18 protein-coding genes and 1 pseudogene are annotated in these 18,775 nt (G+C 71.8%); 10 read left to right on the plus strand and 9 right to left on the minus strand.

Annotated elements, in window-relative coordinates:
- Positions 1–107: 107 nt before the first annotated feature.
- Entirely contained in the window at positions 108–1,343 is a 1,236-nt protein-coding gene (locus ABII15_RS04765) for a hypothetical protein (protein ID WP_353941015.1), read from the plus strand.
- A 25-nt stretch (positions 1,344–1,368) separates the two neighbouring features.
- Here the strand turns inward: ABII15_RS04765 and ABII15_RS04770 are convergent, their stop codons facing one another.
- From ABII15_RS04770 to ABII15_RS04790, 5 genes are read right to left on the minus strand one after another with little or no spacing between them, the layout of a single operon-like run.
- The gene (locus ABII15_RS04770; RefSeq protein WP_353941016.1) at positions 1,369–1,548 is read right to left on the minus strand and encodes a hypothetical protein; all 180 of its coding nucleotides are present in this window, start codon (positions 1,546–1,548) and stop codon (positions 1,369–1,371) included.
- Positions 1,545–3,041, minus strand: coding sequence for a glycosyltransferase family 2 protein (locus ABII15_RS04775; protein ID WP_353941017.1), 1,497 nt, complete (start codon positions 3,039–3,041; stop codon positions 1,545–1,547). The genes ABII15_RS04770 and ABII15_RS04775 overlap by 4 nt, the downstream gene beginning before the upstream one ends.
- The gene (locus ABII15_RS04780; protein WP_353941018.1) at positions 3,029–3,769 is read right to left on the minus strand and encodes a PHP domain-containing protein; all 741 of its coding nucleotides are present in this window, start codon (positions 3,767–3,769) and stop codon (positions 3,029–3,031) included. Before ABII15_RS04780 ends, ABII15_RS04775 begins: the two co-directional genes overlap by 13 nt.
- Positions 3,766–4,842, minus strand: a complete 1,077-nt coding sequence (locus ABII15_RS04785; protein ID WP_353941019.1) for an ATP-grasp domain-containing protein — start codon at positions 4,840–4,842, stop codon at positions 3,766–3,768. Before ABII15_RS04785 ends, ABII15_RS04780 begins: the two co-directional genes overlap by 4 nt.
- Positions 4,835–5,956: a PIG-L deacetylase family protein gene (locus tag ABII15_RS04790; RefSeq protein WP_353941020.1), complete on the minus strand. Its 1,122-nt coding sequence runs from the start codon at positions 5,954–5,956 to the stop codon at positions 4,835–4,837. Before ABII15_RS04790 ends, ABII15_RS04785 begins: the two co-directional genes overlap by 8 nt.
- Positions 5,957–6,101: 145 nt before the next feature.
- Here ABII15_RS04790 and htpX point away from each other — a divergent pair, with 145 nt between their 5' ends.
- Positions 6,102–7,001 (plus strand): zinc metalloprotease HtpX, encoded by a 900-nt coding sequence (gene htpX / locus ABII15_RS04795; protein WP_353941021.1) that lies wholly within the window; start codon positions 6,102–6,104, stop codon positions 6,999–7,001.
- A gap of 28 nt (positions 7,002–7,029) precedes the next feature.
- Positions 7,030–7,590, plus strand: coding sequence for a hypothetical protein (locus tag ABII15_RS04800; RefSeq protein WP_353941022.1), 561 nt, complete (start codon positions 7,030–7,032; stop codon positions 7,588–7,590).
- Positions 7,591–7,608: 18 nt separating this feature from the next.
- Here ABII15_RS04800 and ABII15_RS04805 read toward each other — a convergent pair whose 3' ends face one another.
- The gene (locus tag ABII15_RS04805; RefSeq protein WP_353941023.1) at positions 7,609–8,538 is read right to left on the minus strand and encodes an aldo/keto reductase; all 930 of its coding nucleotides are present in this window, start codon (positions 8,536–8,538) and stop codon (positions 7,609–7,611) included.
- Between the two features lie 206 nt (positions 8,539–8,744).
- On the opposite strand from ABII15_RS04805, the gene ABII15_RS04810 reads away from it, so the two are divergent.
- Entirely contained in the window at positions 8,745–9,752 is a 1,008-nt protein-coding gene (locus ABII15_RS04810) for a serine hydrolase (protein WP_353941024.1), read from the plus strand.
- Between the two features lie 57 nt (positions 9,753–9,809).
- Here the strand turns inward: ABII15_RS04810 and ABII15_RS04815 are convergent, their stop codons facing one another.
- Positions 9,810–10,700, minus strand: a complete 891-nt coding sequence (locus ABII15_RS04815) for a restriction endonuclease (protein WP_353941025.1) — start codon at positions 10,698–10,700, stop codon at positions 9,810–9,812.
- Between the two features lie 206 nt (positions 10,701–10,906).
- Complete coding sequence (locus tag ABII15_RS04820) at positions 10,907–11,653, minus strand: methyltransferase domain-containing protein (protein ID WP_353941026.1); 747 nt, start codon at positions 11,651–11,653, stop codon at positions 10,907–10,909.
- Between the two features lie 422 nt (positions 11,654–12,075).
- Between ABII15_RS04820 and ABII15_RS04825 the strand changes: the two are divergent.
- The 3 genes and pseudogenes from ABII15_RS04825 to ABII15_RS04835 form a co-directional block, all read left to right on the plus strand.
- Positions 12,076–12,288, plus strand: a pseudogene (locus tag ABII15_RS04825) (aminotransferase class I/II-fold pyridoxal phosphate-dependent enzyme); the annotation flags it as partial.
- Between the two features lie 25 nt (positions 12,289–12,313).
- A complete protein-coding gene (locus ABII15_RS04830; RefSeq protein ID WP_353946960.1) occupies positions 12,314–12,988 on the plus strand; it encodes a pyridoxal phosphate-dependent aminotransferase in 675 nt (224 codons plus the stop codon).
- 671 nt (positions 12,989–13,659) lie between these two features.
- A complete protein-coding gene (locus tag ABII15_RS04835; RefSeq protein ID WP_353941027.1) occupies positions 13,660–14,991 on the plus strand; it encodes a M28 family metallopeptidase in 1,332 nt (443 codons plus the stop codon).
- A 128-nt stretch (positions 14,992–15,119) separates the two neighbouring features.
- Here ABII15_RS04835 and ABII15_RS04840 read toward each other — a convergent pair whose 3' ends face one another.
- A complete protein-coding gene (locus ABII15_RS04840; protein WP_353941028.1) occupies positions 15,120–15,542 on the minus strand; it encodes a secondary thiamine-phosphate synthase enzyme YjbQ in 423 nt (140 codons plus the stop codon).
- 350 nt (positions 15,543–15,892) lie between these two features.
- On the opposite strand from ABII15_RS04840, the gene ABII15_RS04845 reads away from it, so the two are divergent.
- The 3 genes from ABII15_RS04845 to ABII15_RS04855 all read left to right on the plus strand — a co-directional run bounded on the left by ABII15_RS04845 (position 15,893) and on the right by ABII15_RS04855 (position 18,773).
- Positions 15,893–16,795, plus strand: coding sequence for an ABC transporter permease subunit (locus tag ABII15_RS04845; protein WP_353941029.1), 903 nt, complete (start codon positions 15,893–15,895; stop codon positions 16,793–16,795).
- Positions 16,768–17,601: an ABC transporter ATP-binding protein gene (locus ABII15_RS04850; protein ID WP_353941030.1), complete on the plus strand. Its 834-nt coding sequence runs from the start codon at positions 16,768–16,770 to the stop codon at positions 17,599–17,601. The genes ABII15_RS04845 and ABII15_RS04850 overlap by 28 nt, the downstream gene beginning before the upstream one ends.
- Positions 17,602–17,726: 125 nt before the next feature.
- The gene (locus tag ABII15_RS04855; RefSeq protein WP_353941031.1) at positions 17,727–18,773 is read left to right on the plus strand and encodes an ABC transporter substrate-binding protein; all 1,047 of its coding nucleotides are present in this window, start codon (positions 17,727–17,729) and stop codon (positions 18,771–18,773) included.
- The last annotated feature ends 2 nt before the right edge of the window (positions 18,774–18,775 follow it).

An 18,775-nucleotide genomic window follows, 5' to 3' on the forward strand; every position in this document is an offset into this window, starting at 1 on the left:
ACAGATCACGCTAGCACGGGGCCGGGGTCCCGGGTCCGGGGTCGCGGGCCGGGCGGAGCGAGGACGGGCCACGACGTTCCAGGCATATGCATCGATAAAGCCCCTCCATGGGATTCCATGGAGGGATGCCGCACTTCGTGCTCAGCCGTCGCGCCTTCACCGCCCTGCTGACGGGCTGTGCCCTGGGCGGCTGCTCGTCAGAGGGACCCGGGGCGCCTTCCGGCGGATCGGCGCGGGACGCCGTCTCACGCGCGTACACCTTCCTGGACCGGCGGGTCGACGAGGCGGCGGGCCGTCCCGGCGGGCTGCCGCGGAGCTACACCGGCGGGTACATGGCACGCCATCACTCGAAGGTGGCCTTCACCTACGACGTCGCGCTCGTGATCATCGCGTACTGCCGGCGGGGCCGGGACGCGGACCTGGAACGGGCCGCCGAACTCTCCCGGACCCTGGTGGCGCTCCAGGAGCGGGATCCCGAGGACGACGGGCGGCTGCGCCAGTCCTACGAGTCGGGCCGCCCGCCGTCGGGCGCGCAGGTGCCGAAGGCCGCCGCAGGCGATGTCTTCACCGGCACCCTGGCCTGGGCGGGCCTCGCCCTGCTGCACGCGCACCGGGCCACGGGCACGGCCGCGTTCCGCTCGGGCGCGCTGCGTGCCGCGGGGTGGATCCAGGACACCGTCTTCCGGTCGACGGGCACCGCGGGGTACGCGGGCGGCGTCGACTCCGCCGGGAAAGCGGTGGCATGGCGGTCCAGTGAGCACAACGCCGACGTCGCCGGGTTCTTCCGGGCGCTCGGCGCAGCCGTGGACGACACCGCCTGGGGCGACCGGGCCGACACAGCGGCCGCGTTCCTCGACGCCATGTGGGACGAGGAGCGGGGCGCCTTCTGGACCGGTACCGGAACCGACGGCAGCACCGTGAACCGCGGCCCGGTGCCGGAGGACCCGCAGACCTGGTCGTACCTGGCCACCCGCGACGCCCGCCACGAGAAGTCCCTGGACTGGGCGCTGCGGGAGCTGGCGGCCGAGGACGGCGGCTTCGTCGGGGTGTCGTTCAGCGACGCCGACACCTCGAAGGTGTGGTTCGAGGGGACCGGTCACCTCGTGTGCGCGCTGCGGGCCAGGAACGGGGACGGGGACAGGGCGCGGGCGGACCGGCTGCTCGCATCTCTGCGCGCGGCACAGTCCGGCGCACCCGGCGCGGACGGCCACGGTCTCGTGGCGGCTTCCTCGGACGGGCTGGACACGGGCGACGGGGACCGGCTCTACGCCAGTCTGCACACCGGCACCACGGCCTGGTTCGCGCTCGCCGGGCAGGGCGCCGATCCGTTCGTACTGGACTGATCCCCCGGCCGGAACGGCCCCGCCGTCAGACCACCCACCACCAGCGGGCCACCAGCAGCGCCGCGATGACCAGCAGCACGACGAGCTCCAGCCAGAACAGCCGGTGGTCGGCGCGCCGGTCGCGGCGGGTGAGCTCGCGGGCCCGCTCGGCGAGGGTCCGGGCGTCGAAGGGGCCCGGGCTTCCGGGACTGTCGTGGGGTGTCATCGCGGCGCCGCCACCTTTCCGGTCTTCTCGGTCTTGTCCCAGGTCATCTGGGCGTGCCGCATCTCCTGGACGAACGACGCGACCAGGCAGGCGGCCAGCAGCGAGCCGTATCCGGCGAGGTGCAGGAGCGGGGGTGCCAGCCAGCGCAGCCGGGTGCCGGTCAGCAGCTTGGCGCACCAGGCGATGGGCATGGACAGGGCGAGCCAGGCGTAGACGGCGATCATCACGGGGTGGACCGAGCCGTCCTGGGGCAGCAGGCCGATCCGGTCGAGCAGGGGGACGAAGACCCCGGGCAGCGCGGTGATGACGAGGATGCAGATGGCGATGGCGCCGGGGTAGATCAGCGCCTCGAACCAGCTGCGGCGGAACGTCGACGGGTCGATCACGGCCGAGAGCAGCGTGATCAGCAGATAGCAGATCAGGTTGATGACCCACAGCACGTGGAACAGCAGCCAGGCGCGGTCGGAGTCGCTGAAGTACAGGAACAGCAGGGAGGCCGAGCACGCCACCAGCAGTACGGGAGTGGCCAGCAGGGAGAACCAGATCAGCCCGAACAGGAACGAGCCGAGGCGGTGGGTGCCGCCCGAGGTCCGGCCGCGGAACCAGACGTCGCGGTAGCGGCGGGTGACCTGGAGGTTCCCGCGCGCCCAGCGCAGCCGCTGCTTCCACAGGCCCGCGAGGCTCGCGGGTTCCTCGGCGAGCACGGTGGCGTAGCCGTCGAAGACGACGCGGCGCCCGGCCAGTTGGGTCTCGAAGGTGGTGACGGTGTCCTCGGCGAGGGTGCTGGTGTCGAACCGGCCGCCGATCGCCTCCAGGTTGGCCCGGGTGTGGAGCTGGGCGCCGCCGGCCAGACAGGCGACGACGCCCAGCACGTTCTGGGCGCGCCGGGCGGCGGCCTGGGCGGTGATGTACTCGTAGGCGATGTAGCGGGTGAGGTAGTTGCCCTGTTTCCCGCTGCCCTCCTTGATGTACGCGGTCACGGCGCCCACCTCGGGGTCGGCGAGGTGCCGGGTCATCCGCCACAGCGCGTCCCGCTCGAAGACGACGTCGGCGTCCATGACGAGCACCGCCTCGGCCCAGTCGTCGTCGAGGACGTGGGCGAGGCCGTGGTTGAGGGTGTGGGCCTTGCCCTGGCCGCCCTGTTCGCGGCGCAGGTGCCGCACCTGGCCGGGGTGGCGGCGGATCAGCGCGCTCATCACCTCGGGCGTCTCGTCGGTGCTGGCGTCGTCGATGATGACGACGCGCAGCCGGTCGGCCGGGTAGTGCAGGGCGAGCAGGGCCTCGACGGAGCCGGTGAGGACGGGGGCCTCGTTCCACGCCGGGATGAGGATGGCGGTGCGCGGCAGGTACACGTCGCCCCGGTCCTCGTAGAGGTGCCGGAAGCGTTGCAGGCCGATGAGCAGGAACTGGATCACGCCGATGACCAGCGGCACCGCGCCGAGGAAGACGATCACCTCGGCGACGGTGTGCGCGATCCCGCTCAGGACGTGCATCGCGCCTCCGCCTCGGCCAGGGCCTGCCGCACCCAGGGGAAGACGCCGACGGCGTCCGCGCGGTGCGCGTCGCTGCCCGCGACGAGCCGCACCCCGGCGCGGCCGAGCAGGGCCGCGGTGCGCGGGGCCGGGCAGCGCCACTTCTCGTTGAGTTCGACCGGGACGCCGTGCGTGCGGCAGGCGCGGGCCAGCGGCTCCAGGAGCGCCGCGTCGACGGCCGCCTCGTCGAGCCCGGCCTTGGGCAGCACGCTGAACAGGTGGGCGACGTGGGCGCTGCGGCCCGCCGGTACCGCGCGCACGGCCCGCGCCGTGGCCCGCACGAGGAGTTCGAGCGCCGCGGCGGGGGTGAGGGCGCCGGTGGCGAGCCGGTCGCGGACCTCGTCGGGGTGGGCGGGCCCGTCCGGGAGCGGGAAGCGGTGGTCGGCGAGGGCCACGTGGTCGATGCCGGTGAGGTCGTCGGGCAGGTCGAGGCGGCCCGCGGTGTCCATGATCTTCGCCTCGACGCCGCAGACCAGGCTGACGGGGGTGGTGATGCGGGCGGCGCGCACGGCGGCCACGTATTCCGGCAGATACGTGGTGTCGGCGCGTACGTGGTCGGTGAGGATCAGGGTGCCGAGTCCGGCGCTCTCGGCGGCGGCGACGACCTGGTCGAGCGGATCGTGGCCGTCGGAGAAGTCGGTGTGGGTGTGGAAGTCGGCGCGCAGGACGAGGGGGGAGCGGGGACTCATCGCGGGCCTCCGGCTCCGGTTCCCGTCTCTCGCGCGTCTCCCATGTCGCCGAGTTCGCGGGGGTGCAGCACGACGTCCTGCCAGTGCCGGACGACGGCGGTCTCGCGGTGGGCGATCCGGTCGGGCAGTTCGGCGCCGAGGAGTCCGGCGACGGCCCAGCGGGGCATGTCGACGCCGGCGGCGACGGTGAGCGAGAGTCCGCCCGGCGGGCGGGGGTTGACCTCCAGGAGCGCGGGCCGGCCGTCGCGGTCCTCGCGCACCTGGACGTTGAGGACGCCGCGCAGGCCCAGCGTGTGCACCGTGGCCTCGGCGAGCGCGGACAGTCCGGGCGCGTGCAGGACGCGGCCGGCGACGACGATCCCGGAGTCGGTCTTGTCGCGGGCGCGCGGCACGGCGGCCACCACCCGTCCGGTGCCGTCGGTGAGCACGTCCACGGAGTACTCGGTGCCGGGCAGCATCTCCTGGACCAGGTACGAGCCGTCCTGCGGGAGCCGGGCGAGACCGGCCGCGTCCTCGACGAGCGTCACGCCGCGCGAGCCGGAGCCGGTGCGGGGTTTGGCGATGGCGGGGAAGCCGCCGTCGAACCCGTTGTCGGCGCCGGCGTCCGCCGGTCCGAGCAGCCGGGTGACCGGGACCCGTACGGCGCCTTCGCACGCCTGGGCGAGCCGCCATTTGTCCAGGCAGGTCTCCAGCCCGTCGGCGTCCGGGACCAGGACCCGCACCCCGGCGTCGGCGAAGCTGTCGGCGGCGCGGGCGAGGGCGACGAGTTCCGCGTCCACGGTGGGCACGAGCACGTCGACGTCGTACCGGCGGCACAGGGCCAGGGCGGCCCGCGCGAAGGCCGGGTCGTCGCCGGGCGGCAGCAGCAGCCGGTAGGCGCGGGGCACGAGGTACAGGCCGGCGCCGAGCGGGTCGATGTCGGCGGCGTACCGCTCGGCCGCGCCGTCGAGGGCGCGCAGGAAGCAGACGCCGGACGGTCCGCCGGCGCCGGTGACCAGCACTCTGGGCGGCCGGCCGAGGGGCGCCGCGAGATCGGGGCCGGTGTCCGGCGCGGGCCGGTTCGGCTCAGCCATGGTCGCCTGCGAAGAAGCCGAGCGGTGTGGCGTCACGGATGACCTCCAGGGGTTCGGCGTACCGGGCCTGGGAGAAGCGGCCCCAGTAGCGGGCGGTCGAGCGCAGCAGGTCCTCGTCGAGGTACCAGCGGCTGCCGGCCTGGGAGCCGTGCGCCTTGATGGCGGCGAGCTTCGCCTCCAGGTCGGACTCGCTCAGCCCGACGAAGCGGTTGGGGTGGTACGAGACGGTGGCGGACGGCGACTGGTAGCAGGCGAGGCGCGGGACGCGGCGGCAGGCGACGAGGGTGGCGCGGTGCACCGCCCGGTGGTCCTGATGGGTGTCGCTGTCGGAGTGCACGAGCACGACGTCGGGCCGGGTCTCGGCCACCGTGCGCTCGATGATGCGGACGGTGCTGCTGTCGTCGGTGATGGAACCGTCGGGCAGGTCCTCCATCACGAGCCGCGCGCCCATGACCTCGGCGGCGCGCAGGGCCTCGTCGCCCCGCCGCTCGGGGTCGCCCCCGCCGCCGCCGTGGGAGAGGGTCAGCACGGTGATGTCCCAGCCCTCGTCGGCCCGCAGATGGACGATTCCGCCCGCGCCGATCTCCACGTCGTCCGGGTGGGCGCCGACCACGAGCATGCTCACGGGCTTCGGTCCGGGGCCGGTGGCCGGAGACGCGGGGGTCTGGTGCCGGGCCCGGCTGACGGCCGCGATCAGTCCGGGCAGGTCGTCGCGTTCGACCATGTCGACGGCGCGGCCGCGCAGGGCGGCCAGCGCGCGCCGGGTGCTCGGGGCCTCGTCGGTGACCACGACCGGTACGCCCGGGTTCTGCGCGTACCACTCGCCGAGGAACGCGGTCAGGTCGTCGTCGTCCCCGCCGAGTCCGCTGTCCCATACGGCGATGTCCCAGGCCCGCACGGTCGACGGGGGTCTGCGTCCGGCTTCGAGGAACGCGGCGGACGATCCCACGGTGTGCACCTGGGCCACTCCGTTGTCACGCAGCGCCTCGGCGGCGGCGGACGCCGTCCGCTCGTCGCGGTCCGCCAGCAGAAGACGGGCCCCGGACAGGACGGGCCGTGCGTCGTGCGCGGATGTCCCCCTGTCATCGGAATCCTGGAAAGATTGGCTGGACATATCCGACATAAGGGCAACTGTACAGTCCGTTTTGCGGACTTCCGGGGGCCGAAAGGCTCTACTGGAAGTGGGCGATTCCCCCGGCACCGTTTACGCCGCCGACAGCGACGAAGGGGGAGAATTGAGACCGAGACCTGGAGGAGCCATGGCGCAGACCCGCTTCGCCCCCGACCGTGGGCTGACCTCACGCATGGTCACGACGATGTTCTTCATCGGACTGCTGTACGTCGTGATCGTCGGGGTGCTCGTCGTCCTGCTCAAAGGCGCGTGGGTGGTGATCCTGCTGTTCGCGGGCGCGCTGTTCGTCGCCCAGTTCTGGTTCAGCGACCGCATTGCCGCCTTCAGCATGGGCGCGCGCGAGGTCACCCCGGAGCAGGCGCCGGAGCTGCACGCCGCGGTGGACCGGCTGTGCGCGCTGGCGGACATGCCGAAGCCCCGGGTGGCCATCGCCGAATCGGACGTGCCGAACGCGTTCGCGACCGGCCGCAACCAGAAGAACTCGATGGTGTGCGCCACGACGGGCCTGCTGCGCCGGCTGGAGCCGGAGGAGCTGGAGGGCGTCCTGGCGCACGAGCTGTCGCACGTGGCGCACCGCGACGTGGCCGTGATGACCATCGCCTCGTTCCTGGGCGTGCTCGCCGGGCTGATCACCCGGTCCGCCCTGTGGAGCGGGGTGGGCCGCAGCAACCGCGACAACAACGCGGCCGCGGCCGTCCTGATCGTCACCGCGGTCAGCGCCGTCGTCTACGCCATCAGCTTCCTGCTCACCCGGCTGCTCTCGCGCTACCGCGAGCTGTCCGCCGACCGGGCGGCCGCGCTGCTGACGGGCCGGCCGTCCGCCCTCGCGTCGGCACTGACCAAGGTGACCGGCCAGATGGCGCGGATCCCGACCCGGGACCTGCGCAAGGCCGAACCGTTCAACGCCTTCTTCTTCGCCCCCGCGTTCAACAAGGAGAGCGTCAACAAGCTGCTGTCCTCGCACCCCACCCTCGAACAGCGCCTCGACCAGCTGGGCCGCATCTCGGCGCAGCTCGGCCGCCCGTAGGCACCACGGGAAGGAACCAGGACGCCGTATGGGATTCCTCGACGCCATCCTCGGCCGGAGCAAACCGGTCCGCCCCGACCTCGACCAGCTCTTCGCCCTCCCCTCGGCCGCCATCACCTTGCAGGCCGCCGCGTCACTCGTCCCGACCGGGGCGGGGTCCGTCTGCTTCGCGACCGTCGAGGGCGGCGCGTTCGCCCGTATCCAGCAGGACATGGGCGAACTCCTCGACGGCCCCGTGACGTTCACCCAGGACGGCCTCGGCTACACCTGGCTCGAGGTGCGCCACACGCCGGACGACGTGGCGGGCCTGGTCAACGACCTGCACGCGGTGAACACCTCGCTGGAGGAGAGCGGATTCGGCCCGCACCTGCTCTGCTCCCTGATCGGCTTCACGGACGGCCAGGGGCGCTCCGTCGCGCTCGTCTACCTCTACAAGCGCGGCACCTTCTACCCCTTCGCCCCCAAGGAGGGGCAGAAGCGGGACAACTCCCTGGAGCTGGAGGTGCGCGCCGCCCTCACCGACGACCTGCGCGTGGAGCAGGACCTCGGCCGGTGGTTCCCCGTCTGGGACGCCCCCGGCCTGACCTGAGTCCGGATTCCGGTCCCGCTACGGGAGCGTGTGCCCGGCCGCGCGGAAGAGCCGGTACCACTCCTCGCGCGTGAGGGGCAGCTCGGAGCCGGCCGCCGACTCGGCCACCCGGCCCGGGTTGGTGGTGCCGAGGACCACCTGCATGTTCGCGGGGTGCCGGGTGATCCAGGCGACGGCGACGCCGGTCGGCGTCACCTCGTACTTGGCGGCCAACTCGTCCAGTACGTCGTTGAGTTCGGGGTGCGTCTCACGGTCGCCGATGAAGACCCCGTCGAAGAAGCCCTTCTGGAACGGCGACCAGGCCTGGAGGGTCATCCCGTGGAGCCGGGAGTAGTCGAGCAGGCCGTTGTCACGGCTGACGGACTGGTCGAGTCCGGCCATGTTCGCGGCGATCCCGGAGGCGATCATCGGGCAGTGGGTGATGCTCAGCTGCACCTGGTTGGCGACCAGGGGCTGTCGCACGGCGGTCTTGAGGAGCTCGACCTGGCCCGGGGTGTGGTTGGAGACGCCGAAGTTCACGACCTTGCCGGCCGCGTGCAGCTCGTCGAAGGCCGCGGCCACCTCCTCGGGCTCGACGAGGGTGTCGGGCCGGTGCAGCAGAAGCAGGTCGAGGTAGTCGGTGCGCAGGGCCGCCAGTGACTCGTCGACGGTGCGCAGAATGTGCTCTTTGGAGAAGTCGAAGTAGCCGGACCGGATACCGACCTTGCTCTGGATGACGATCGCTTCCCGCTCGGCGGCGGTGAGCTTGACGGCCTGTCCGAAGCGCTCTTCGCAGGCGTGGCGTGTGGGGCCGTAGATGTCGGCGTGGTCGAAGGTGTTGACGCCCGCGTCCCGGGCGCTGCCGTAGAGCGTGCGGATGTCCTCGTCGGGGAGTTCGGCGATGCGCATCAGCCCCAGGACGATGTTCGAGGCGCGCAGCTCGGTGCGGGGGAAGGAGATCGTCTTCATGCCCGCATCCTCTCAGGCGGCGGGACGGCACGAGATCCACCAGGCGTCCGCACGCAATCTTCATGGATCGTCAGAACCGTCGGGCCTGTTACCCGGTTATGACATGGCGATCTTGACACTCGCTGTCGGCCCGCAAGTAGGTTCGGTATGCACTGATCTTTTTCTTATGACAGAACCGGCGTCCCGCGCCGGGAGAAGGGATGCCTATGGGTAGCCACGCCCGCCCCAACCGGCTGCACCGCACCGGAGCCCGGGTCGCCACGGTCGCGCTGTTCGGCGCCTTCCTGCCGATCGCCGCGGGCGGCCTCGCGCAGGCCGACACCCAGCCCGTCACGCACTCCGCCGGCGAGAGCGACCTGGCGGGCACCGACACGTCCGCGCCCGCGGGCCAGGACCGGAGCGCGCCGGAGACGAGAACCGGCTCCCAGGACGTCCCCGACACCGCGCTCACCAACGCCTACCTGCTGGACGCCCGTGACGGCAGCCAGGAGCGGGAGATGTGGGCCGGGGCCCAGGCCGACCAGAGCGTGTCGATGGCCAGCACCACCAAGATCATGACCGCCCTCGTCGTGCTCCGGCACCCGGAGTGGCTCGACCGGCAGATCACGGTGAAGCAGGAGTACCGCGACTACGTCCAGGAGAACGGCGCCAGCACCGCCGACCTCCAGACCGGCGACATGCTGACCGCCCGTCAGCTGCTGCACGCGATGCTCATCCCGTCCGGCGGAGACGCCGCGATGGCCCTGGCCGACGCCTTCGGCACCGGGGACACGATGGACGCGCGGATCGCGGACTTCGAGAGCCGGATGAACGCCGAGGCGGGGCAGCTGGGCATGACCGGCACGCACTTCGACTCGTTCGACGGCATCTCGCACGGCGACAACCGCAGCACCGCCCGCGATCTGGCCAAGCTGGGCCAGCGCGCGATGCTGCAGCCGGTGTTCGCCGACATCGTGAAGACGAAGAAGTTCGAGACCGAGGCCCCCGCGGCCAACGGCCGTACCCGGTACTACACCTGGGTCACCACCAACGATCTCCTGAGCAGCTACGACGGCGCTCTGGGCATCAAGACGGGCAGCGGCTCGGAGGCCGGTTACTCCCTCGTCTTCGCCGCGAAGCGGGACAACCGCACACTGGTCGGCGCGATCGTCGGGGCCGACAAGGAGGTCTTCGCCGACGCCACGAAGATCCTCGACTGGGGTTTCGCCCACTGACCGGGCGCCCTCGGCCGGCGCCCCGCTCCCCCGCCCGCCGGAGGAGCGGGGCCCGCTTCAGCGCCTGCCGCGTTTCCTGGCCTCGGTGAGAACACGGCCCCGCTCCATGAAGCCGACCCCGCGGTCCTTGAGCATCCTGTCCACCTCGTGCTGCTTGCTGCCACCGCGCAGCAGCTCCACGGCCTCGGCGACCAGGGCGTCCGGCGCGGCGGAGGCGGGCCGGGGACCCGGTACGTGCGCGCTGTTCACGGGCGCCCGCGGAGGAGTCACGGTCACCCTGAACGGTCGCGTACGCAGAGCGAAGCGGACACCGAACCGTGTGGCGATCAGGAAGGCGCCGAGCGTCCAGAAGGTCACGAGGATGCCGATGAACTTGAGGATGTCGACGACCAGCGGCCCGGTGTAGGTCTTCTCGTCCCCGATCGATCCCAGGGGCGCCATCAGGAGGACGATCCCCACGATCACCCGCCAGTTCCGCTGCCAGAACGTCTGCGTCGCGGCCGGTCGCGGGCTCCGGGCGGCCGGGGGCGCGGGCCTCGCGGAGGTGGGGGCGGCGCGCTGGATGCGGCGCGCCGGCTCGTTGACGGGTGTCATCGCCCCGTCGAGGCGGTACGTGAAGAGCGCGATGTTCCATTCCTTGGCGTAGGCCACGGCGGTGGCCGCGTACTCGCTGCCGGTGAAGAAGATCAACTGGGCGGTCGAACCGTAGGGCCGCGCCCCCACGAAGCGCTGCAGCTCCGGCCGTCCGACCTGGGCGGCCTGGTACTTGACCTGGCCCAGGGCGCGGGCGGAGCGGACGTCGATGCCCCCGTCCGGGCCGCCCGGGCTCGCGGTGGCATCGCTGTACCCCCAGTGCCGCATCCAGCGGGCCGCGTTGAGCTCGGCCTGCTGCCACGACGACATCTGCATCGGCCGGGGCGGCACGACCCCGGGTGGCACATCAGCCACGTTCCCCCCTCATGTACGTACGCTCTCCCCTGCCCGGCACCGTGCCTGCGCCGCAGGAGGGACTCTCCGGTGCCGAGCCGACCCATGGTAGGCGGTGCGGTCCCGCGAGGGGCACGGACGGTGTGGGGTCCGGGCCCCACGCGGAGTCCGGTCCACTCATGGCATCCGGGGCTCCCGATGTCCGGGCCCCTCGCGGGATGGGCGGGTCAGCGCTTCATGAGGGCGAAGACGCCCCAGCCGAGATGTTCACGCGTGGCGCGCGCGTAACGGGCGGGCTCGTCGGCGAGTTCCTCCCGCACCTCGGGCGCCATGTCGTCGTCCGGGTTCTCGTCGAGCCAGCGGCGCATGCTGAGCCACTGGGCGGCGGCGTACCGGTCCCAGCTGTCCCGGTCGGCCAGCGTCATCTCCACGACGTCGTACCCGAGGCCCTGGAACTGCCCGATCAGGTCCGGGAGTTCGAGGAAGTCGGCGACGGCCGCCGCGTGGCAGTCCTGGGCGGTCCGCTCGTCCGGCGGGGTCCGCCGCCAGTACGGCTCGCCGATCAGCATCAGGCCGCCGGGACGCAGACTGCGGTCGAGCAGCCCGACCGTTCCGGCGACGCCGTCGCCGATCCAGGTGGCGCCGACGCAGGCGGCCAGATCGACCGGCTCGTCCGCGACGTGGCCGGCGGCGTCGGCGTGCAGGAACTCGACCCGGTCGGCGACACCGAGTTCGGCGGCGCGGGCCCGGGCCTGCTCGGTGAAGACGGTGCTGATGTCGACGCCGGTCCCCGTGAAGCCCAGGTCACGCGCCCAGGTGCACAGCATCTCGCCCGAGCCGCTGGCCAGGTCGAGCATCCGGGTGCCGGGCGCGAGGCGCAGCGACTCCCCCAGGGAGGCGAGCTTGACCGCGGTCAGCGGGTTGTGGATCCGGTGGCCGCTCTCGCGGATGCTGAAGATGCGGGGAAGGTCCATGACCCGAGCCCTTTCCGTCATGTCTGTCATGCCTGTGGAGTGCGGGGACTGCTCGACGGCGGGCAGCACGGCGCGGCCCGGCTCGGTGATGTCGGCCGATGGATGTGAAGTGAGTCGATGAGACAAAGTGGAGACCCTTTGACAGGGGCCCCGCCGGACGGCAGGCATGCCGGAACCACGCTCCCGGAGGAGGAAGGCAGGCGAGGGTCAGGACGAGGCCCGGGAAATGAGGATGATCCGGGCACCGCGGACAGCGGTGGTCTCCACAGCGACCATGCGACTCACCTCCTGACATCTCCGCGAGCGACTTTGTCGTCACTTCACCGGCCACGGTAACAGTCGGGCACGGGAGGAGAGCTCACTCGGGCAGGACATCGAGGGTTCCGCGGGCCACCGGGCTCACGTGACCGCCGACCCGGACGTTGTGCAGCGCGTCGGGGCGACTCCTGCTGACCAGCGGCGCCGACGCGGCACTGAGCCTGCTCGGTGCCGCGTACCTGCGGCCGAACAGCAGGGTCGTCGAGGACTCGCCGACCTACCCGGGCGCGCTCGCCGTGTTCCGGGGCGCGGGCGCCCGGCCGGTCGCCCAGCCCCTCACGCCCATGGGCTGGGACGTCCCCGCCCTGGACCGCACCCTCGCCGCGGCCGGCCCTGACCTATCTGGTCACGGACTTCCACAACCCCACCGGCCTGCTGATGGGCGAGGAGGACCGCGCCGACCTCGGGCGGCGCCTGCGCGCGCACGACACACTGACCGTCTTCGACGAGACCCTGCGGGACCTGGACCTGCGCGAGGACGCCGCGGCGCCGCCCCGGGTGTCGGCGCGCGCCCATGACCGGCACGTCGTGTACGTGGGTTCGCTGAGCAAGTCACTGTGGCCGGGCCTGCGCGTGGGCTGGATCCGCGCCCACCCGGACATCGTCCGCAGGCTGACGGCACTTCCCCTCGCGGCGGCGCTCGCCCCGTCGCCGTTCGACCGGCTCGTCGCCGCCCGGCTCCTGGACCACGGGGAGACGATCCTCGACCGCCGCCGACGCCCACTCCGTTCGCAACGAGACCACTTGGCGGCACGCCTGGCACCGCTGCCGTGGTGCCGCTTCTCCTTGCCGCAGGGCGGCCTTTCCCTGTGGCTGGAACTCCTCGACACCGACTCCCGCCACCTGTCCACCCTGGCGGCGCCCCGCGGCCTCACTCTCACACCGGGCTACCGCTTCTCCCCCGACGGCGCCCTGGACTCCTACCTCCGCATCCCCTTCCCCCTCCCACCGGAGGCACTCGACACCGCGGTCGACCGACTCGACGAGGCGCATTCCGCGCTGGGGGAGGCTCGCTGACATGCCGATGCGGCCGGGGTGACCGGGGGCTTTCGAGTGCGGCGTGAGGCCACGGCAAGGTCGTCGGCCCACGCGCGCGCCCGCGGCCTTGGCACGCTCCCGGGCCTCGGGGCCGACTCCGCGCCTGCGGCCCGGCATCCGGCCGTCGAGGGCCTCCCGGTGAGCCACCCGGACCAGCCGCCGCGGCCCGGGCACCGCGACGACGCCAAGGAACCGCGGATCCCCCGCGAACCACACCTCGTGCACCGTCCCTGCCTTGACCGCGCGAATCCAGAAGGTGAATCCGCCGCCCGGCCGGCTGCCGTGGCCGACGGAGACGCACTTCTCGGGCCGCTCAGGGTCCGCCAGGAAGAACCGGGTGGTGCCGTTGTCCGCCGGGCCGACGGCTCCCGGGCAGGACTGCCACGGACAGCCCCGCAGAATCCGGCGCAGGCTCATGGCCTCGCAGAGTCCGACAAGCTCGGCTCGGTCGCCCCGGCCGACGCCCTGGTGGGCTGATACCGGCCGCGTCCGCTGAGCGGACACGGCCCACCGGATGCCGTCTTGACGGTGCGCCGTCAAGGGTCCACGATCGGGCACGCACCGCGCCCCTTGCCGCCCGCCGCGGGGAGGGGCGCACGGCCAGTTCCACACCCCGATCCCTTCGCGCGTACGGAACCTGGAGCCCCCACATGACTCTCGCCCTTCCCAGACGCACGACCGTGGCAGCAGTGGCCTCCCTCGCACTCGCCGCCCTCCTCGCTCCCGCAGTCCCCGCATCCGCGGCCCCGTCCACCGCCCCGTCGTCCGCCGCCGTCCTCGCGGCCCCGGACATCCCGGTCGCCAACGTCAAGGCGCACCTCGCCCAGCTCCAGTCCATCGCCACCGCCAACGGCGGCAACCGCGCCCACGGCAGGGCCGGCTACAAGGCCTCCGTCGACTACGTGAAGGCCAAACTGGACGCCGCCGGATTCACCACCACGCTCCAGACGTTCACCTCCGGCGGGTCCACCGGATACAACCTGATCGCCGACTGGCCGGGCGGCGACGCGAGCCAGGTCCTGATGACCGGCGCGCACCTCGACTCCGTCACGGCCGGTCCAGGGATCAACGACAACGGCTCCGGTTCGGCCGCGATCCTGGAGACGGCGCTCGCCGTCTCACGGGCCGGCTACCAGCCGTCGAAGCACCTGCGCTTCGCCTGGTGGGGAGCGGAGGAGCTCGGCATGGTCGGATCGACGTACTACGTCAACCACCTCGCCACGGCCGACCGCGCGAAGATCACCGGATATCTGAACTTCGACATGATCGGCTCGCCCAACCCCGGCTACTTCGTGTACGACGACGACCCCACGATCGAGAAGACGTTCAAGGACTACTACGCCGGAATCTCGATACCGACCGAGATCGAGACGGAGGGCGACGGCCGCTCCGACCACGCGCCGTTCAAGAACGCCGGCATACCTGTCGGCGGCCTCTTCTCCGGCGCCGACTACATCAAGACCGCGGCCCAGGCCCAGAAGTGGGGCGGCACCTCCGGCCTGGCCTTCGACCGGTGCTACCACGCGTCCTGCGACACCTCGGCCAACATCAACGACACGGCGCTCGACCGGAACAGCGACGCGATCGCGTACGCGGTCTGGGGCCTGTCCGCCGCGACCACTCCGCCGCCCTCCGGCACGGTCTTCGAGAACACCGCGGACGTGGCCGTACCCGACAACGGTGCAGCCGTGACGTCGTCCGTCTCCGTCACCGGCCGCACTGGCAACGCGCCCGCCACGCTCAAGGCGAGCGTCGACATCAAGCACACCTACCGTGGCGACCTGGTCGTCGACCTGATCGCACCCGACGGCTCCGCGTACCGGCTCAAGAACTCCAGCTCCAGCGACTCCGCGGCCAACGTGATCGCCACCTACACGGTCAACGCGTCGAGCGAGGCCGCCAACGGGACGTGGAAGCTGCGGGTCCAGGACGTGGCCGCACAGGACACCGGCTACATCGACAGCTGGAAACTGACCTTCTGACGCGAACGCGCGGCACACGGTGATCGCACCGTGTGCCGCGCGTCCGTTCTCGTGGGATCAACCGCCGTGCGTCCTCCCACTGACGCTCCTGCGAAAAGGCGCGGCCACACCCTGAGCGACGACCTTGGTCACCCCAGAAAGCTCAACCGGACGTGCCGGTTGGCATTGTCCACATTGGTGTCCACCAGGCACACCGACTGCCACGTCCCCAGTTCCAGTTCTCCCCCGATCACCGGCAACGTCGCATGCGGCGGGACGATCGCCGGGAGGACGTGGTCGCGGCCGTGGCCGGGGCTGCCGTGGCGGTGCTGCCAGCGGTCGTCGGCGGGGAGGAGGGTGTGCAGGACCGCGAGGAGGTCGTCGTCGCTGCCCGCGCCCGTCTCGATGACGGCGATGCCCGCGGTGGCGTGCGGGACGAAGATGTTGAGCAGGCCGTCCCGGCCGCGGGCGACGTCCCGCAGGAAGGACTGGCAGTCACGGGTGAGGTCGACGATCCGCTCGGCGGAACCGGTGGTGACGTTCAGGACGTGGGTCGTGAAGGCATCGGACATACGCACCATTGTCGCCCACCACAGCCCCGCGGCGCGGAACGCCGACGCCACTGATCCCGCACCCTGGTACGGGGGTCCACACAGCGAGACAGCATTGACGGTACGTCGACATGTGGCTACGTTCTGGCGCATGTTGCGTTCAGCCCTGCTCACCACGCGCGGTCACATCGACCTGCTGCGGGTGGCCTCCGCCGCGTGTCGCCGCGGCTGCTGACGCCCTTCTTCTCGCTCTCCCCCTCTTTTCTCTCCTCGTTCCGCTGCCGTGCACGCTCGTGCCGACGCGTCGCTGAGGCACACCCCGTGCTGCCGCGACCACCACCGGAGCGCACCCTCCCCTGCCCTGGAGTGCCATGAGCATCAGTCATGCCCCGCCCCAGAAATCCGCCGGTGACATACCCGGCACCCCCGGCGACGCGGCCCCGGCCCGGCCCGCCGACGCCGCGTCCGAGCTGGAACTGGTGCCGATCGTCCCCTCGTCCGCCCGCCGTACCCGTCTCCCCAGGTGGCTGCGCCGCACCTCCGGCCCCCTCCTTCTCCTCGCTTTGTGGCAACTGCTCAGCTCCACGGGCGTGTTGACGTCCGAGGTGCTGGCCTCGCCGGGCACCATCGCGCGGGTCGCGCGTGATCTGTTCGCCGACGGTTCGCTGCCCACCGCCATGGGCGTCTCGCTGCAACGCGTCTCCCTGGGGCTGCTGTTCGGCGTCGTCGTCGGGGTCGGTCTCGCCCTGGTGTCGGGGCTGTTCCGGGTCGGCGAGGATCTGGTCGACGCGAGTGTGCAGATGCTGCGGACCGTTCCGTTCGTGGGGCTCATTCCGCTGTTCATCATCTGGTTCGGGATCGGCGAGGCCCCGAAGATCGCCATCATCACGCTGGGTGTGTCGTTCCCGCTGTACCTCAACGTGTACGCGGGCATCCGCGGTGTCGACTCCCAACTCGTCGAAGCCGGCGAGTCGTTGGGGCTGAGCCGCTGGGGGCTCGTGCGCCATGTCGTGCTGCCGGGGGCGCTGCCCGGGGCCATGACCGGGCTGCGCTACTCGCTCGGCATCTCCTGGCTCGCGCTCGTGTTCGCCGAGCAGATCAACGCCGACGCCGGCATCGGCTTCCTGATGGTGCAGGCGCGGGACTTCCTGCGGACCGACGTCATCGTCGTCTGCCTGATCGTCTACGCGTTCCTCGGCCTGCTCGCCGATTTCGTCGTCCGAACCCTCGAAAGGCTGCTGCTGCAATGGCGACCGACGTTCACCGGCCGGTGACCCCGTCCACCGCCGCCCGCTCGGCGGTACGGGTCTCAGGGCTCACCCGCGCCTTCGACGGCCGGGCCGTCATCGACGACCTCCGACTCGACGTGCAGGAGGGCGAGTTCGTCGTCCTGCTCGGGCGCAGCGGATGCGGAAAGTCGACCCTGCTGCGGATCCTGGCCGGGCTCGACCGCGACATCGAGGGCAGCGTCCTCGTGCCGCGCCGCAAGGCCGTGGCCTTCCAGGCGCCCCGCCTGATGCCGTGGAAGCGGGTGTGGCGCAATGTCCTGCTCGGTCTGCCGGGCTCCCCGGGCCGGGACGTCGCCGAGCGGGCGCTGGAGGAGGTGGGCCTGGCGCATCGGGCGAACGCCTGGCCGAAGACCCTCTCCGGCGGCGAGGCCCAGCGCGCCTCGCTCGCCCGCGCTCTGGTGCGCGAGCCCGAACTGCTGCTGCTCGACGAGCCGTTCGGCGCTCTGGACGCACTCACCCGGATCAAGGCACAGCGCCTGGTCGGCGAGTTGTGGCAGCGGCGGGGCTGCGCCGTCCTGCTGGTCACCCACGACGTCGAGGAGGCGGTGCTCCTCGCCGACCGGGTGCTCGTGATGGACGACGGCGTCATCGCGTACGAGACCAGGATCGATCTGGACCGGCCGCGCGACATCGGCGATCCCCGCTTCGCCGAGCTGCGGGCCGAGCTGCTGCGGCGGCTCGGCGTCGACGACGACCACCACGACGGTCACCCCGACGACGGCGACGCGAGTGGTGAACAGCACCGGCAGGGCGCCTCGTCCACAGAGGCCGTGAAGCACCCCGCGGCCTGATCCTCCGCCCCACCTGCCACCGACCTCCACGGAACCTTCCGCCGAACCTTCCAGCGGCCTTCCACCGAACAGCCATGCCCCGACACCAACGCCCCAACGCCGCCTCTCCCGAACGGACTTCCACGATGCGACGCCTCCTCCCCCTCCCCGCCCTGCTCACTCCGCTCGCCCTGCTCCTCGCCGCCTGCTCCGGCGCCTCGTCCGCCACCACGACCACCGCGGGCGCGGGTGGCGGCGGCACCGACGGCAAGGGCTCACTCACGCTCAACGTCGGTGACCAGAAGGGTGGTTCGGAGGCCGTCCTGCGGGCCGCCGGTGAACTCGACGACCTCGACTACAAGATCCGCTGGTCCACCTTCACCTCCGGACCACCCTTGCTCGAAGCCGTCAACGCCAAGGCCGTCGACATCGGAGGCGTCGGCAACACCCCGCCCGTCTTCGCGGCCGGCGCGAACTCGAAGATCAAGGTGGTGTCGGCCAGTCACGGCACCGCGAAGGGCGACACCATCCTCGTACCGAAGGACTCCGCACTGCGCACACCGTCCGCGCTGAAGGGGAAGTCGATCGCGGTGGCGCAGGGATCGTCCGCGCACTACCAGTTGGTCGCCTCCCTGAAGAAGGCCGGTCTCGGGCTCGGGGACGTCAAGGTCAAGTACCTTCAGCCGGCCGACGCGCTGGCCGCGTTCACCGGCGGCAAGGTCGACGCGTGGGCGGTCTGGGACCCGTACACCTCGCAGGTGCTGCGCGCGAAGCAGGGCCGGGTGCTCACCGACGGCGACGGGGTCACCAACGGGCTGGCCTTCCAGGTCGCCTCGCCGACCGCCCTCGCCGACAAGAAGAAGTCCGCGGCCATCAAGGACTACCTGGACCGGCTGCGGCGCGCCCAGAACTGGGTCTACAAGCACCCCGACGCGTGGGCGAAGGTCTGGGCGAAGGACACCGGCCTGCCGTACGACGTCGCCCTCGACGCGGTGAAGCGGACGAACGGCACGCGCGTGACCGTCGCCATCGACAAGGACGTCATCGCCTCGGAGCAGCAAATAGCCGACACCTTCACGGGGTTGAAGCTGATTCCGCGCAAGGTCGACTTCGCCGATTTCGTCGACACGCGGTTCAACGGCGATCTGCCGGCCTCCAGCACCGCCCCGCGCACCTACGCCAAGGAGTCCTGATC

Source organism: Streptomyces sp. HUAS MG91 (genome assembly GCF_040529335.1).
In the GTDB taxonomy this organism is placed as follows: Bacteria; Actinomycetota; Actinomycetes; order Streptomycetales; family Streptomycetaceae; genus Streptomyces; species Streptomyces tabacisoli.

What these genes read in the sequence shown, in the direction of transcription:
- htpX (WP_353941021.1), top strand. Translation starts at nt 6,102, where the DNA reads ATGGCGCAGACCCGCTTCGCCCCCGACCGTGGGCTGACCTCACGCATG.
- ABII15_RS04855 (WP_353941031.1), top strand. Translation starts at nt 17,727, where the DNA reads ATGCGACGCCTCCTCCCCCTCCCCGCCCTGCTCACTCCGCTCGCCCTG.
- ABII15_RS04775 (WP_353941017.1), bottom strand. Translation starts at nt 3,041, where the DNA reads ATGCACGTCCTGAGCGGGATCGCGCACACCGTCGCCGAGGTGATCGTC.
- ABII15_RS04800 (WP_353941022.1), top strand. Translation starts at nt 7,030, where the DNA reads ATGGGATTCCTCGACGCCATCCTCGGCCGGAGCAAACCGGTCCGCCCC.
- ABII15_RS04840 (WP_353941028.1), bottom strand. Translation starts at nt 15,542, where the DNA reads ATGTCCGATGCCTTCACGACCCACGTCCTGAACGTCACCACCGGTTCC.
- ABII15_RS04765 (WP_353941015.1), top strand. Translation starts at nt 108, where the DNA reads ATGGGATTCCATGGAGGGATGCCGCACTTCGTGCTCAGCCGTCGCGCC.
- ABII15_RS04845 (WP_353941029.1), top strand. Translation starts at nt 15,893, where the DNA reads ATGAGCATCAGTCATGCCCCGCCCCAGAAATCCGCCGGTGACATACCC.
- ABII15_RS04790 (WP_353941020.1), bottom strand. Translation starts at nt 5,956, where the DNA reads ATGTCCAGCCAATCTTTCCAGGATTCCGATGACAGGGGGACATCCGCG.
- ABII15_RS04780 (WP_353941018.1), bottom strand. Translation starts at nt 3,769, where the DNA reads ATGAGTCCCCGCTCCCCCCTCGTCCTGCGCGCCGACTTCCACACCCAC.
- ABII15_RS04770 (WP_353941016.1), bottom strand. Translation starts at nt 1,548, where the DNA reads ATGACACCCCACGACAGTCCCGGAAGCCCGGGCCCCTTCGACGCCCGG.
- ABII15_RS04835 (WP_353941027.1), top strand. Translation starts at nt 13,660, where the DNA reads ATGACTCTCGCCCTTCCCAGACGCACGACCGTGGCAGCAGTGGCCTCC.
- ABII15_RS04785 (WP_353941019.1), bottom strand. Translation starts at nt 4,842, where the DNA reads ATGGCTGAGCCGAACCGGCCCGCGCCGGACACCGGCCCCGATCTCGCG.
- ABII15_RS04810 (WP_353941024.1), top strand. Translation starts at nt 8,745, where the DNA reads ATGGGTAGCCACGCCCGCCCCAACCGGCTGCACCGCACCGGAGCCCGG.
- ABII15_RS04850 (WP_353941030.1), top strand. Translation starts at nt 16,768, where the DNA reads ATGGCGACCGACGTTCACCGGCCGGTGACCCCGTCCACCGCCGCCCGC.
- ABII15_RS04805 (WP_353941023.1), bottom strand. Translation starts at nt 8,538, where the DNA reads ATGAAGACGATCTCCTTCCCCCGCACCGAGCTGCGCGCCTCGAACATC.
- ABII15_RS04820 (WP_353941026.1), bottom strand. Translation starts at nt 11,653, where the DNA reads ATGGACCTTCCCCGCATCTTCAGCATCCGCGAGAGCGGCCACCGGATC.